Here is a 12,923-nt window from a genome sequence, read left to right on the forward strand (position 1 = left end):
CCATGATATTTCCTCGCAAAAAAGTTGCTCCCGTGCCAGCCCCTTGGTGGCAGGCAAACACCTCCTCAAAAAATTCAAAGGGATCTATTGCGCTGATCGCAGTTTTAGCAGGAGCAGTTGGTGGAATTCTGGGTGTTAATGCATCAGGTGCATCACTTTTTAATCGAGTTAATCTCGTTTCATCTACCAGCACCATTGAACGTGCACCGGATTCAGTAGCCGGGACTGCGCAAAGAGTTTTGCCGTCTGTAGTGTCGATTCAAACTCGTTCGCTTACGGGTGCGGGTACAGGATCAGGATTTTTCATTGATAGCGATGGCTATATTTTAACTAATAACCATGTCATTAGTTCAGCCGCGCAATCAGGTGGAAGCATCCGAGTCAAGCTCAACGACGGACGAACCTTTATTGCAAAAGTTGTTGGCAGAGACGCATCGTATGATTTAGCGGTTTTGAAGATTGCGGCATCAGGTTTGAAGGCGATGCAATTTGGCGACAGTGATTTAGTTGCAGTTGGTGATGCAGTCATTGCTATTGGTTCTCCCTTGGGATTATCTGGAACTGTCACCACTGGAATCATTAGCGCTAAGGATCGCCCAGTTACTGCAGGGGATTCAGATAATGAAAGCTCTTTCATTAACGCCTTACAGACCGACGCTGCAATTAATCCAGGAAATTCCGGTGGTCCACTAGTTGATTCAACTGGCGCCGTAATTGGTGTCAACTCTGCGATTGCTTCTTTGGGATCTGGTCTTCGAATTGGTTCGATTGGTCTTGGTTTTGCAATCCCAATCAACCAAGCCCGAAAGACTGCAGATCAATTAATTAAAAATGGTGTTGCTACCTATCCAGTAATTGGAATCTCATTAGATATGAATTACATGGGTGAAGGTGCCCAAGTTGCTACTTCAGGTCGCGGAATCTTGGCTGGCAGTCCTGCAGAAAAGGCTGGCCTGCGTGGCGGAGACATTGTCATTGCTCTGGATGGAAAGCCTATTAACGGCCCAGAAGAGCTCATTGTCAGTGTTCGATCCAAGAATGTTGGTGATGTTGTAACCCTGACCTATAAGCGCGATGGTGTTGAAAGAACTATCTCTTTAACTCTAATCGCGGCTAAGAAATAATTGGCGTAGGCTACAGAAATGTTCTTTGATCTGGGTGCAGGTGAAGTTTTAGGGCTTGCAATCCTTGCGATGCTGCTTGTCGGACCAGAGCGTCTGCCAAAAGTTGCCGTAGAAGCTGCGCAATGGGTCAAGAAACTTCGTGGCTTAGCAAATAAAGCAACAACTGAACTTCGAGATAATCTGGGACCAGGGTTTGAAGACTTGCAACCCAAGGATTTGAATCCAAAGACTTTTGTAAAGAAGCAAATTTCAGATTTGTTAGATGAAGAAACACCTAAGCCAAAGGTTAAGAAACCTACTGCAATGATTGACCCAGATTTACTATGACACTTCTGGAGCAAGTTACAGAAGCGCTTTCAAAGGTTAATGATCCAGAGCTTCGCAAACCAATAACAGAGCTGGGAATGATTGAAGACCTTTCTGAAGTTAATGGTTCCATTTCACTAAAGGTATTGCTGACTATCGCAGCGTGTCCGATGCAGGATCGACTGCGGACCGACATTACAGGTGCGGTGCAATCAGTTCAGGGTGTGCAAGGTGTGGAACTTTTGTTTGGAGTCATGAATGAAGAGCAACGCAACTTTGTGAAAAAAGTTGTCCGTGGTGGACGTGAAAAGTTTATTCCTTTTGCCCAGCCAGATTCTTTGACACGTGTCATAGGTATCGCATCTGGAAAAGGTGGAGTTGGAAAGTCATCAGTAACTGCAAATTTGGCGGTTGCTATGGCTAAAAATGGTTTGACTGTTGGAATTTTGGATGCAGATGTTTACGGTCACTCAATTCCGCGTCTGATGGGATTGATGGGACAGCGACCAACGGCAATCGACCAGATGTTTATTCCACTCGAGTCTTATGGCGTAAAAACAGTTTCAATGGAAATGTTTAAGCCAGAACGCTCCGACCCAGTTGCTTATCGAGGTCCGTTGCTTCACCGAGTGCTGGAGCAGCTACTTTCTGATGCCTATTGGGGAGATTTGGATGTTCTCCTTATTGATTTGCCACCCGGAACTGGAGATTTAGCGATCTCTTTGGGCCAACTGATTCCAACTTCAGAGATTGTGGTCGTAACAACGCCACAGATTGCAGCAGCAGAGGTTGCAGAGCGTGCTGGACGCATCGCACACCAAATTCACCAACATGTCATAGGTGTTATTGAAAACATGTCAGCCTTTCCATGCCCAAACTGCAGCGACACGATTTCTTTGTTTGGAGAAGGCGGAGGAGATGAAACATCTCGCCGACTGTCACAACTTGTAGGTATTGATGTACCGCTACTTGGCAAGATTCCCTTTAGCCCTGCGCTACGTACTGGTGGAGATGAAGGCGCACCAATTGTTGATGCCGATCCAACTTCACCTGCTGCAATTGCAATTTCTGATGTTGCCGAGAAACTAATGAAGCGTAGTAAGTCTTTACTCGGAGTCCGATTGGGTGTCTCGACGTAACTCCTTAGCTAATTCGTCAACCAGGTCTGCAAGTTCAGTACGCACAAAATCTCGAGTAGCAACTTCACCGAGTGAATTACGCAGTGCCGCAAGTTCGCGGGTTAAGTATTCAGTATCTGCAATAGATCGTTCATTCTGCCCACGATCCTCATTGAGTTGAATACGATCACGGTCTGCTTGGCGATTTTGTGCAAGAAGAATCAAAGGTGCTGCATATGAAGCTTGCATAGACAAAATCAAAGTAAGAAAAATAAATGGATAATTATCAAACCTTAAATCAGTAGGTGCTGCAAAGTTCCAAATGACCCAAAAAGAAATAAAGATTGTCATGTACACCAGAAAACGCGCAGTACCTAAGAATCGTGCAAAACGTTCTGACAAACGACCAAAAGCTTCAGGGTCATAATTTAGACGAAGTGAACGTCGAGTCTCGCGTGGTGTATCTAAGTCATTGTTACGTGCCATCGTGAAACCTCCTTAAATACTCTCTGATTCGAAAGAAACTGGTGACTTTTCGCGGTGATCATGTCGCCAGTTTTCAGGCAACAAGTGATCCAAAACATCGTCAACTGTCACAGCTCCCAAAAGACGCTCATTGGCATCTACAACCGGCAAAGAAAGCATGTTGTAGCTGGCCAAATGCGAAGAAACCTCGTGCAAGGTGGCATCAGGATTTGCACCTCTTGTATCTGTATCAACAATTGAACCCAGCAGCGTAGAAGGTGGTTCGCGAAGTAAACGTTGATAGTGAACCACGCCAATAAAGCGTCCTGTTGGAGTTTCAACTGGTTGGCGACAGATGTAAATTTGTGAAGCAAGGGCTGGAGAAATTTCTTTCTGGCGTACCGCTGCAAGCGCATCTGCAACAGTGGAATCTGCGGTTAGAACTATTGGCTCTGTTGTCATCATTCCACCAGCTGAGTAATCCTCGTAAGTCATCAAACGTAAAACGTCTTCAGCATCTTCAGGTTCCATTAGATCTAGAAGTGCATTTGCACGTTCTTCACCAACTTCGCGCAACAAATCTGCTGCATCATCGGGATCCATCTCGCCTAGAACATCGGCAGCACGTTCTCCTTCGAGCTCTGCAAGAAGTGCAACGCGATTTTCTTCATCCATTTCCTCTAAAACATCGGCAAGTCGCTCATCTTCAAGAGCACTAGCAACTTCGATACGACGCTTGGGAGCTAAGTCTTGTAGTACAGCTGCAAGGTCTGCAGCACGTAGATTGGCCAAAGTTGAAAGTAGATTAGCAACACCTTGATTTTGTTCAGGATTAGCAAAACCGACAACTTCTTCCCATGCAACTGTAGAAGTTGCTCCCTTTCGTCGGAAGCCTCTGCCTTTACGCATGATGTGAACTTTGGCAATCAACCAATCACCATTTCGAGATTGCTCCATACCCATATCTTCAACAACAACTTCTTCAGAAGTTTCAACCAAAGTAATTGAACGATCTAGCATTTCGCCAAGAACTAGGACTTCACCTGGACGCGTATCAAAACGGCGCATATTCAGTAGACCCGTAATTACAACCGCGCCACTTTCAATTGAAGTAACTCGAGTAATGGGAACAAAAACACGACGTCGCAATGGAACTTCAACTACTAATCCGAGAATGCGAGGCTGTTGATTGTTAGTTCGAAGGGTCGCGACAGCATCTCGCACCTTTCCGACGGGATCACCATTTGGGTCAAAGACCGCGGTGCCAGCAAGACGGGCGAGAAATACTCGGTTTAAGAGATTTCCGCTCATGGGTTAAGGGTACCTTTCTCTTATGAATCCAGGTGAACGTATTAATGAACATACGGCGATACCTGCTAAGCCTGACCTGATTCGATTGGGACTTGGAATCATTGGCATCGGAACATCTGGTCCATTAATTGCAATGAGTGCGATGCCAATCCTGACATTAATTTTTTGGCGCAACTTGGGTGGATCGCTTATCACCTTGCCTTTTGCGTTGCGTCATTCACGCGATCGCACAGGAATGAAATGGGCAGTCATTGCCGGAGTGCTACTAGCACTTCACTTTGTTGGATTTTTCTTAGCTATGCGCATGACAACCGTTGCAGCAGGTACCGCACTTGTTGCCCTGCAACCAATTTTTGCAGCATTGTTTGTAAAGTTTAGCGGCGGGCACATTCCATCAAAAGCTTGGCTAGGAATGGTCGTTAGTTTTGTGGGAGTAGTTCTTGTTTCCGGTGTGGATCTAACTATTTCACTGAGAGCTTTTCTGGGTGATATTGCTGCACTTGTTTCAGCAGCTTTAGCTGCGGCTTACATGATTGCTGGTTCAAAAGCACAACGAACACTAGAGACAAGTACATATACAACGGTTTGCTATTTTGTGTGTGCCATGACCGCACTACCGGTGGCTTTAATCGCTGGAAATGAGATTTTTTCTTTCGAACAAAATGAGTGGTTGATTCTGTTGGGCCTAATTCTTGGCGCTCAATTATTAGGACATACGATGTTTAATTCAGCACTGAAGCGAGTTTCACCTGCGGTAGTTTCTCTCATCGTGTTTTTCGAAGTGCCGGTTAGTGCAGTACTTGCGGCTTGGTGGTTAGATCAAACCCCTCCTATTGGTGTAATTCCAGGAATCGCGTTAATTTTGATCGGTTGTATATTGGTTGTAACTAGAACAAGGAGTGTAAAGAGTGATTGATCTACACACCCACACTAATTGCAGCGATGGAACCGATTCGCCCCGCGAACTTGTTAATAAGGCGATTGTTCAGGGATTAGAAGTATTAGGAATAACAGACCACGACACAACATCAGGGTGGGCTGAGGCGACCGAATCACTTCGCGGCTCACTGAAGTTAGCACTGGGTTCTGAAATTTCTTGTTTAACAAATGATGGTGTGAGCGTTCATATGTTGGGCCTGCTCTTTGATCCTGAACATGAGGAAATGCAGCGTGTGCTTGAAGAAACTCGCGATGGACGACTTCCACGAATGCGAAAGATGATTGAAAAAATGCGAGCTGAAGGCATTGATATTTCGATTCAAGATGTTGAGCTAGCTATGCCAAAGGGCGCAACCATGGGCAGACCACACTTGGCTGATGCACTAGTTGCAAAGAAAATTGTGAAATCACGAGATGAAGCTTTTACGAATTTGTTACATAACGAATCACGTTTTTATGTCTCTCATGCTGCGCCTACTCCTATCGAAGCAATTGCTTTGATTCGAAGAGCTGGGGGAGTTGCAGTAATCGCACATCCATTTGCTTCACATCGTGGAGAAATTCTTACACCTGAGGATTTTTCAGAATTAGTTGCCGCTGGCTTAAACGGTATTGAAGTCGATCATCGAGACCAAAATCCTGATGAAAGAGCCTTGTTGCGAACTATTGCACAGGAATTAGATCTTGTTATTACTGGAAGCAGTGATTATCACGGTACTGGAAAACTTAATTCATTAGCAGAAAACCATACCCGTAGGGAACAATGGGAGAAGTTAGAGTCTCAATCCAATGCTCGAAGGGTGGTTTCAGCGTGAAAGACATAAGCGCAATTACATTCGCAGTCCAATCATTTGTCACGCTGTTTGTAATCATGGATCCACCCGGAGCGACCCCAATTTTCTTAAGCTTGGTTAAAGATAAATCCCCTAAGGTCCGCAGAATTTTGGCGGTTCAGGCCGCAGGTGTTTCACTACTAGTTATTTCTATTTTTGCCTTATTTGGTCGCGCAATTTTGAGTTACCTCAACATTTCTATGGAAGCGCTACAAGCAGCAGGTGCACTCTTGTTACTCCTTGTTGCCCTGGAGTTATTAACTGGAAATACCAACAAGCATGGCGAAAATGGTGATTCAAATATTGCCTTGGTGCCACTTGGAACTCCACTATTGGCGGGCCCTGGCGCGATTGTTGCAACGATGATCTTCGTTCAGCAGGTGGATTCAACTGCGATGGCACTAGGTTTAACGGCAGCTGTTGTGGCGGTTCACATCGCGATTGCAATCGCACTGATGGCATCGACCACAATCCTTAAGGTGATTAAAGAAGCGGGTGTGACACTTGTCGCTCGAATCGCAGGTTTATTGCTTGCAGCAATCGCTGTACAAATGCTTGTGGATGCGATTCGCGTCTTTGTTACTGCTTAGCTTTCTTTAAACTTCTTGGTACGAGTTCTGTTTCTTTCAGTACGGGGTTTAGGTGCTTCCTGTTTTGTACGGGCTGGTCGCGATTCCTTGCTCTCAACTTTTGCAATCGGTTTAGCTTTAACCAAGCGACCAGAAGAACCTGCAGGAATGTTTAGGGTTTCATAGAGATGTTCCGATGATGAATAAGTCTCTTCAGGCTCAGCTAAACCAAGTTCTAGCGTTTGGTTAATCATTTTCCAACGAGCAAGTTCATCCCAATCAACAAAGGTAACTGCAATTCCATGTGCACCGGCACGCGCGGTACGTCCAATGCGGTGTACGTAAGTTTTTTCATCTTCTGGGCATTGGTAATTGATTACGTGAGTAATCCCATCAATATCAATTCCTCGCGCCGCAACATCGGTCGCAACAAGCACATCAGATTTACCAGCCTTGAAGTCGCTGAGCGCTTTTTCGCGTGCACTTTGTCCAAGATCACCGTGGATAGGTGCTGCATTAAATCCGCGCTCTAGCAAATCTTCCGCTGTTTTTTGCGCAGTTCTTTTTGTGCGGCAGAAGACCATCGTTGGTCCACGTCCTTCAGCTTGCAAAATTCGGGCTAGCATTTCAATTTTGTCTAATGCATGTGCACGTAAAACATGCTGTTTGATTCGGGTCACAACTGCGCCTTCATCTTCACTATCTTGTGTGCGAATATGAATTGGTTGATTCATAAAACGACGTGCAAGAGCAATGATGTCACCCGGCATAGTGGCCGAAAACAACATGGTCTGAGCACGATTAGGCGTGCTAGATAAAATCTTTTCTACATCGGGCAAAAAGCCAAGGTCTAACATTTCATCAGCTTCATCCAAAACTAATCGGGAAACCTCTTTAAGCTTTAACTGACCTTGACGAGAAAGGTCTAGTAGGCGCCCAGGTGTTCCAACAACAATTTCAACTCCAGCCTGAAGCGCTTCGATTTGTGGTTCAAATGCGCGTCCACCATAAACAGCAACAGTGCGAATTCCACGGTTAGATGCCAGTTCTTCAATGTCTTTTGTTACTTGCGTACACAGTTCTCGTGTTGGAACAACAATTAAAACCTGAGGTAAACCTTTTTTATCAAAATCTGCCCACTCTGGATCCTGTGGAGCGATTACTCGCTCAATAACTGGAATGCCAAAAGCAAGCGTCTTTCCAGTTCCGGTCTTAGCCTGACCGATTACGTCACCATCTGCCAAAGCAATTGGCAGAACCATTTCTTGAATAGCAAATGGTGCTAAGAAACCGTGGGCATGCAATGCCTCAATTGTTTGACTGCGCAGGGGCAGGTCAGCAAATGTTGTTGCCATATTTATTTAATCCTAACGATTTTAGTTGCGCGGAAATCCTGAAATGCCACGCCACATGAGGTTGTAAACCAATGCAACTGCATCTTGTCGACTTAACTTGCTATCTCGTTCGAGCCAGTGACGAGCAGTTACTTGCGCATAACCAATCATTCCAACACCCAAAAGCATTGATGCCTCTTTTGGTAGGCCAGTATCTAGTGCAATCACTGCGCTAACCGCAGCTGCACAGTCGTATGTCATTCGATTTAAGCGTTCACGAACCTGTGGTTCAACACTCATGTCACTCTCGAAAAGCAATCGGAAGGCTTCGCCTTCCTTTTCGATAAAAGCAAAATAAGCATTAACTGTTGCCAATACTCGGTCCTTGTTATCAGGAGTAGATGCAATTGCTTTTTGAATCTCAAAAACCAAGGAATCAATGTGTAAATCCAAAACCGCTAAATACAGTTCTAGCTTTGATGGGAAGTGCTGATACAAAACTGGTTTTGAAACATTTGCGCGATCTGCAATCTCATCCATCGCAGCGGAGTGATATCCCGCAGCCGTAAACACTTCAAGTGCGGCAGAGAGCAATAATGCTCGGCGCTCATCTCGAGGCAAGCGAGCCTTGTTGGATGTGTCTACGTTACTCATTGGTCCAATCGTACGGCAGAATTACCAATCATGAACCGCTCCTATGAAGGCTTCCGCATCCTGCTGGTGCATGCACATCCTGATGATGAAACCATCAATAACGGGGCAACAATGGCTTTGTATGCAGATCGTGGGGCTCAAGTCACGCTCGTAACCTGTACGCGCGGCGAAGAAGGCGAAGTCTTGGTTCCAGGACTTTCTCATTTAGCAAGTAGCGAGCAGGATCAACTTGGTGCACATCGCGAGATTGAATTAGCTGATGCAATGAAGGCACTTGGTATTTCTGATTATCGATTCTTAGGTGCACCCACGACAAAATTTCGAGACAGCGGAATGATGGGAACAGATCCAAATAATCGTCCAGATGTTTTTTGGCAAGCAGACCTTGATTCCGCTGCACAGATTTTAGTCAAAGTAATTGAAGAGATTAAGCCACACATTTTGATTACTTACGATGAAATTGGCGGATATGGACACCCGGATCATATTCAAGCGCATCGTGTTGCAATGAGAGCATCAGAATTAGCTACTTGGCAAATTCAAAAGATTTATTGGAACACAATGCCCAAATCAGTTTTAGCTGAAGGTATTTCAAAGATGAAAGAAATTGGTTCTGATTTCTTTGGTGCAGAAAGTGTTGATGACCTTCCATTTGCTAAAGATGATGAGTTTGTAACTACTTTGATTGATGGCGGGGCATATGTCGATGCAAAGATGGCGGCAATGAAGGCACATGAAACTCAGATTGCGCTGGACGGTCCCTTCTTTGCGTTATCAAACAATTTGGGACTACAAATTTGGGGCGATGAGTACTACACCTTAGTTAAGGGCAATAAGTGCGAACCATTTGATACTAAGGGCCGCGAAACAGATTTAACGTCAGGCATAACTCTGTGACAAAAGGCATTTATTCACTGTTATTTGGAGCCGCACTGGGCGCAAGTTCAGTTTTTATCTATAGCTTTTATCCACCGGTCGGTTTGATAGTTTCCCTTTTTGCCACCGTTGTTGGAATTTGGGCAACCGGCAGGTTGTGGGGCAAGCGTTCTTATAAATTTATTGCCTCAATCGCATGGGGCTTTGTTGTTCTTCGAGCAGGGTTTCCAGGCCTTAACGAGGAGTATTTAATTCAAGGCGATGCAATTGGTGAGTCTTTGATTAATTTTGGTTTTATTGCGATCGTCATCGGAATAATTACCCCACTCTAACTCCAGCTTTGTCCTTCAGGAGTGTCCTTAATTTCTAGGCCTAGATTTTCTAATTCGCCGCGAAGTTGATCACTATCACTCCATCGCTTTTCTGCTCGAGCAAGTGTGCGTTCAGCTAGCAGTTTCTGCATCTCTACAGTTAAAACTTTTTCAACTATTGGACGCCCCAGATCTAACCCAAGAACTTGATCGGCATATTTAAAGATCGCACCCTTGTCTGGCAAGGAACTTTTCTCAATTTCACGCAATCGGATAATCACTCGAGATGTATCTAAATCTGTGTTAAGTGCCAATTCAATTTCAGGATCGCTAACGATCGCTGTGCTTATTCCCCATTGTGCCATCTTCATTCGCCAGCGCTTCAAAGTCTCAGCAGCTGCTTCTATTGCATTCCACGTCAAATCCATTTGTGAGCGATACTTGTTTTCTAGAAAACAAAGCCGAATTGCTAAAGGATCAAAACCGCGCTCAATGACATCCTTGAGCAAGACAACATTGCCAGAACTCTTTGACATCTTTTTACCCTCAAAAAGCAGGTGTTCACCATGTACCCAGAGATCCACGGCTTCCTGATTAATCAAAGCATTTGACTGTGCCCGCTCATTTTCATGATGTGGGAAACGTAGATCTATTCCGCCTACGTGAATGTCAACATGTCCATTTAAGAGTTCTAATGACATCGCCGAGCATTCGATATGCCATCCGGGAAAACCTTTTCCCCACGGTGAATCCCACACCATCTCAGTTCGATCTCCAGCTGCTTTCCACAATGCCCAGTCGGCATGAAATCGCTTTGCGCCGTCTTCGGTGTATTCGTATCTATGTCCAGGCTTTAATGAATCAAGTCTGTTACCACTAATTGCGCCGTACGTTGCAAATTTTTCAGCGCTAAAGTAAACCGAAGAATCTGAACCAACATATGCAAACTCTGCCTCAATCAATCTTCCAATCAGATCTAACATCATTTGGATGCTTTCACTTGCCCTTGGATATGCAGCCGCAGGTTCAATGTTGAGTGCGGCTAAGTCGTTATGAAATCTAGCTTCGTATTTACGAGCAATTTCAAATGGATCGATCTTTTCTAACTTTGCTTGACTCAACATCTTGTCATCATTTACAAAATCTTCAGACATGTGTCCGACATCAGTAATGTTTTGAATCAGGTATGGAACCGACCCGTTTAGACGTACTACTCGGGCGATTAAATCTGACAGTAAAAAAGTACGAAGATTTCCGACATGTGCATCGCGATATACCGTTGGTCCGCAGCAATACATTCGAATACGTTCTTGCGATACGTCGATATCCTTTAGTTGACGGGATTGAGTGTCATATAACTTCATACCTTCTCAATCACCTGCTTCCAGACGAAAATCTCACTATAAGAGAATTCGATAACTTCTCCATTTTTCTTACGCAATGAATGTGGGGTAACCAGATGGCCCAAGATGTCACGAAAGCCCCCATCGGGCTCGTGCAGCCTGATGCTTACCCGTGAGCCGATGAGTTCAGTGAATTGTGATTCGAGCTCTTCTGGCATGAGACAACGATAAACCCACCGTTAAATATCGACCACCGCCAATTATCAACTAGCGGTAAATATCGCGCAGCGGCGTTACTTGGCGTTAGAATTCCTCACCAGACACCATGTCCAACACTTTGGAGGCAGCTCGTGACCTATGTGATCGCAGACCCATGCATCGATGTAAAAGATAAATCCTGCATCGAAGAATGTCCGGTGGATTGCATTTATGAAGGCGATCGCATGCTCTACATCCAGCCAGATGAGTGCGTGGATTGCGGTGCGTGTGAGCCTGTGTGTCCAGTAGAAGCCATCTATTACGAAGATGATGTCCCTGGCCCATGGAAAGAGTTTGGAAAGGTCAATACCGAATTCTTTATCGAAATCGGTTCACCAGGTGGTGCAAGCAAGGTTGGCCCAACCGGCACCGATCACGCTTCAATCGCAGCCCGCCCACCAAAGAGCGAGTAACCATTGCGTGCCCAGCTCCCAGACTTTCCGTGGGATGCGTTAGCGCCATTTGGTGACAAAGCCCGTGCCCATCCGCAAGGGATTATTGATCTCTCTCAAGGAACGCCGGTAGATCCAACACCTGAATTTATTCAACAAGCACTTCGTGATGCTTCAAACTCACCAAGTTATCCAGTGACCGCCGGAACCCCAGAACTTCGCGCCGCAATTAAAAAATGGGCAATGCAACGTTTAGGTGCAACTGGTGATTTTGATGTGTTGCCAATTATTGGATCCAAAGAGTTAGTTGCTTGGCTTCCCACATATCTTGAATCAAAAAGTGTATTAATTCCTGAAATTGCTTATCCCACGTATCACGTAGGAGCAGTTCTGGCTGGTGCTGATTCTGTTCCGGTTGCAATTGATGCACAAAGTTGGCCAGTTGCTGATTTAGCATGGTTGAACTCGCCTTCTAATCCAACTGGACGAGTTCATAGCGTTGAAGAAGTAAATCGTTGTATTCAATGGTCCCGTCAGAACAAATCAGTTTTGATTTCCGATGAGTGTTATCTCGAGTTTGATCAAAATGCACACTCTGTTTCAGTCTTATCTCAAACAGGCGGTGACAACACAAATATTCTTGCGGTGCATTCATTATCCAAACGTTCATCAATGGCGGGCTATCGCGCAGCATTTATGGTTGGAGATAGTGCGTTAATCGCTCGAATCCGTGAGATTCGAAAGCATGGCGGAATGATGGTTCCTCTTCCTGTTCAAAAGGCGATGACGGTTGCACTTGCTGATGATGAACATGTTGCCCAACAGCGCGCTCGCTATAACGCTCGTAAAGATGCGATGCGTCCAGCTTTGGCCAGTGCAGGATTTACAGTTGAGTTCAGCGAATCGGGTTTGTATTTGTGGTGCACACGTAATGAAGATGCTTGGACCAGCGTTGCCTGGCTTGCAGAACGTGGAATCTTGGCAACTCCCGGAAGCTTCTATGGCGAGCAAGGAAAAAACCATATACGCATTGCAATGACCGCATCTGATGCCCACATTGCAGATGCAGTTCAACGTTTGAAGGCTTAAT

The 12,923-nt window shown here is 45.2% G+C and carries 16 protein-coding genes; 10 read left to right on the forward strand and 6 right to left on the reverse strand.

Features of this window, described 5'->3' with window-relative positions:
• The first annotated feature begins 2 nt into the window (after nucleotides 1-2).
• From AC9UC2_RS05970 to AC9UC2_RS05980, 3 genes are read left to right on the forward strand one after another with little or no spacing between them, the layout of a single operon-like run.
• Complete coding sequence (locus AC9UC2_RS05970; protein WP_509526405.1) at nucleotides 3-1,124, forward strand: S1C family serine protease; 1,122 nt, start codon at nucleotides 3-5, stop codon at nucleotides 1,122-1,124.
• A gap of 18 nt (nucleotides 1,125-1,142) precedes the next feature.
• A complete protein-coding gene (locus tag AC9UC2_RS05975) occupies nucleotides 1,143-1,451 on the forward strand; it encodes a sec-independent translocase (protein ID WP_509526408.1) in 309 nt (102 codons plus the stop codon).
• Nucleotides 1,448-2,569: an Mrp/NBP35 family ATP-binding protein gene (locus tag AC9UC2_RS05980; protein WP_509526410.1), complete on the forward strand. Its 1,122-nt coding sequence runs from the start codon at nucleotides 1,448-1,450 to the stop codon at nucleotides 2,567-2,569. The genes AC9UC2_RS05975 and AC9UC2_RS05980 overlap by 4 nt, the downstream gene beginning before the upstream one ends.
• On the opposite strand, the gene AC9UC2_RS05985 is transcribed toward AC9UC2_RS05980, so the two are convergent.
• Nucleotides 2,537-3,034, reverse strand: coding sequence for a DUF1003 domain-containing protein (locus tag AC9UC2_RS05985; protein ID WP_509526413.1), 498 nt, complete (start codon nucleotides 3,032-3,034; stop codon nucleotides 2,537-2,539). The genes AC9UC2_RS05980 and AC9UC2_RS05985 overlap by 33 nt on opposite strands.
• Before the next feature lie 12 nt (nucleotides 3,035-3,046).
• The gene (locus tag AC9UC2_RS05990; RefSeq protein WP_509526416.1) at nucleotides 3,047-4,324 is read right to left on the reverse strand and encodes a magnesium transporter MgtE N-terminal domain-containing protein; all 1,278 of its coding nucleotides are present in this window, start codon (nucleotides 4,322-4,324) and stop codon (nucleotides 3,047-3,049) included.
• A 22-nt stretch (nucleotides 4,325-4,346) separates the two neighbouring features.
• Here AC9UC2_RS05990 and AC9UC2_RS05995 point away from each other — a divergent pair, with 22 nt between their 5' ends.
• From AC9UC2_RS05995 to AC9UC2_RS06005, 3 genes are read left to right on the forward strand one after another with little or no spacing between them, the layout of a single operon-like run.
• Nucleotides 4,347-5,240 (forward strand): DMT family transporter, encoded by an 894-nt coding sequence (locus tag AC9UC2_RS05995; protein WP_509526418.1) that lies wholly within the window; start codon nucleotides 4,347-4,349, stop codon nucleotides 5,238-5,240.
• The gene (locus AC9UC2_RS06000) at nucleotides 5,233-6,078 is read left to right on the forward strand and encodes a PHP domain-containing protein (protein ID WP_509526421.1); all 846 of its coding nucleotides are present in this window, start codon (nucleotides 5,233-5,235) and stop codon (nucleotides 6,076-6,078) included. Before AC9UC2_RS05995 ends, AC9UC2_RS06000 begins: the two co-directional genes overlap by 8 nt.
• Nucleotides 6,027-6,686 (forward strand): MarC family protein, encoded by a 660-nt coding sequence (locus AC9UC2_RS06005; RefSeq protein ID WP_509526423.1) that lies wholly within the window; start codon nucleotides 6,027-6,029, stop codon nucleotides 6,684-6,686. Before AC9UC2_RS06000 ends, AC9UC2_RS06005 begins: the two co-directional genes overlap by 52 nt.
• Here the strand turns inward: AC9UC2_RS06005 and AC9UC2_RS06010 are convergent.
• Both AC9UC2_RS06010 and AC9UC2_RS06015 read right to left on the reverse strand, forming a co-directional pair.
• Nucleotides 6,683-8,020: a DEAD/DEAH box helicase gene (locus tag AC9UC2_RS06010; RefSeq protein ID WP_509526425.1), complete on the reverse strand. Its 1,338-nt coding sequence runs from the start codon at nucleotides 8,018-8,020 to the stop codon at nucleotides 6,683-6,685. The genes AC9UC2_RS06005 and AC9UC2_RS06010 overlap by 4 nt on opposite strands.
• A 21-nt stretch (nucleotides 8,021-8,041) precedes the next feature.
• Nucleotides 8,042-8,653 (reverse strand): TetR/AcrR family transcriptional regulator, encoded by a 612-nt coding sequence (locus AC9UC2_RS06015; protein WP_509526428.1) that lies wholly within the window; start codon nucleotides 8,651-8,653, stop codon nucleotides 8,042-8,044.
• Between the two features lie 30 nt (nucleotides 8,654-8,683).
• Here AC9UC2_RS06015 and mshB point away from each other — a divergent pair, with 30 nt between their 5' ends.
• Complete coding sequence (mshB, locus tag AC9UC2_RS06020) at nucleotides 8,684-9,550, forward strand: N-acetyl-1-D-myo-inositol-2-amino-2-deoxy-alpha-D-glucopyranoside deacetylase (RefSeq protein ID WP_509526431.1); 867 nt, start codon at nucleotides 8,684-8,686, stop codon at nucleotides 9,548-9,550.
• A complete protein-coding gene (locus tag AC9UC2_RS06025) occupies nucleotides 9,547-9,861 on the forward strand; it encodes a hypothetical protein (RefSeq protein ID WP_509526434.1) in 315 nt (104 codons plus the stop codon). The genes mshB and AC9UC2_RS06025 overlap by 4 nt, the downstream gene beginning before the upstream one ends.
• Here AC9UC2_RS06025 and cysS read toward each other — a convergent pair.
• Both cysS and AC9UC2_RS06035 read right to left on the reverse strand, forming a co-directional pair.
• Nucleotides 9,858-11,204 carry a cysteine--tRNA ligase gene (cysS, locus tag AC9UC2_RS06030; RefSeq protein WP_509526437.1) on the reverse strand — a complete coding sequence of 449 codons (1,347 nt, stop codon included), beginning with the start codon at nucleotides 11,202-11,204 and terminating at the stop codon, nucleotides 9,858-9,860. The genes AC9UC2_RS06025 and cysS overlap by 4 nt on opposite strands.
• Nucleotides 11,201-11,401, reverse strand: coding sequence for a hypothetical protein (locus AC9UC2_RS06035; RefSeq protein ID WP_509526439.1), 201 nt, complete (start codon nucleotides 11,399-11,401; stop codon nucleotides 11,201-11,203). The genes cysS and AC9UC2_RS06035 overlap by 4 nt, the downstream gene beginning before the upstream one ends.
• 132 nt (nucleotides 11,402-11,533) lie before the next feature.
• Between AC9UC2_RS06035 and fdxA the strand changes: the two genes are divergently transcribed.
• On the forward strand, nucleotides 11,534-11,854 hold the full coding sequence (gene fdxA / locus AC9UC2_RS06040) for a ferredoxin (protein WP_509526442.1): 321 nt from the start codon (nucleotides 11,534-11,536) through the stop codon (nucleotides 11,852-11,854).
• A 3-nt stretch (nucleotides 11,855-11,857) separates the two neighbouring features.
• The gene (gene dapC, locus AC9UC2_RS06045) at nucleotides 11,858-12,922 is read left to right on the forward strand and encodes a succinyldiaminopimelate transaminase (protein WP_509526444.1); all 1,065 of its coding nucleotides are present in this window, start codon (nucleotides 11,858-11,860) and stop codon (nucleotides 12,920-12,922) included.
• Nucleotide 12,923 lies beyond the last annotated feature (1 nt).

Origin of the sequence: Candidatus Planktophila sp., assembly GCF_036734405.1 — a bacterium.
In the GTDB taxonomy this organism is placed as follows: Bacteria; Actinomycetota; Actinomycetes; order Nanopelagicales; family Nanopelagicaceae; genus Planktophila.

Coding starts and splice junctions, on each gene's coding strand:
- AC9UC2_RS05970 (WP_509526405.1), top strand. CDS start 3: ATGATATTTCCTCGCAAAAAAGTTGCTCCCGTGCCAGCCCCTTGGTGG.
- AC9UC2_RS05975 (WP_509526408.1), top strand. CDS start 1,143: ATGTTCTTTGATCTGGGTGCAGGTGAAGTTTTAGGGCTTGCAATCCTT.
- AC9UC2_RS05980 (WP_509526410.1), top strand. CDS start 1,448: ATGACACTTCTGGAGCAAGTTACAGAAGCGCTTTCAAAGGTTAATGAT.
- AC9UC2_RS05985 (WP_509526413.1), bottom strand. CDS start 3,034: ATGGCACGTAACAATGACTTAGATACACCACGCGAGACTCGACGTTCA.
- AC9UC2_RS05990 (WP_509526416.1), bottom strand. CDS start 4,324: ATGAGCGGAAATCTCTTAAACCGAGTATTTCTCGCCCGTCTTGCTGGC.
- AC9UC2_RS05995 (WP_509526418.1), top strand. CDS start 4,347: ATGAATCCAGGTGAACGTATTAATGAACATACGGCGATACCTGCTAAG.
- AC9UC2_RS06005 (WP_509526423.1), top strand. CDS start 6,027: ATGGGAGAAGTTAGAGTCTCAATCCAATGCTCGAAGGGTGGTTTCAGC.
- AC9UC2_RS06010 (WP_509526425.1), bottom strand. CDS start 8,020: ATGGCAACAACATTTGCTGACCTGCCCCTGCGCAGTCAAACAATTGAG.
- AC9UC2_RS06015 (WP_509526428.1), bottom strand. CDS start 8,653: ATGAGTAACGTAGACACATCCAACAAGGCTCGCTTGCCTCGAGATGAG.
- mshB (WP_509526431.1), top strand. CDS start 8,684: ATGAACCGCTCCTATGAAGGCTTCCGCATCCTGCTGGTGCATGCACAT.
- cysS (WP_509526437.1), bottom strand. CDS start 11,204: ATGAAGTTATATGACACTCAATCCCGTCAACTAAAGGATATCGACGTA.
- AC9UC2_RS06035 (WP_509526439.1), bottom strand. CDS start 11,401: ATGCCAGAAGAGCTCGAATCACAATTCACTGAACTCATCGGCTCACGG.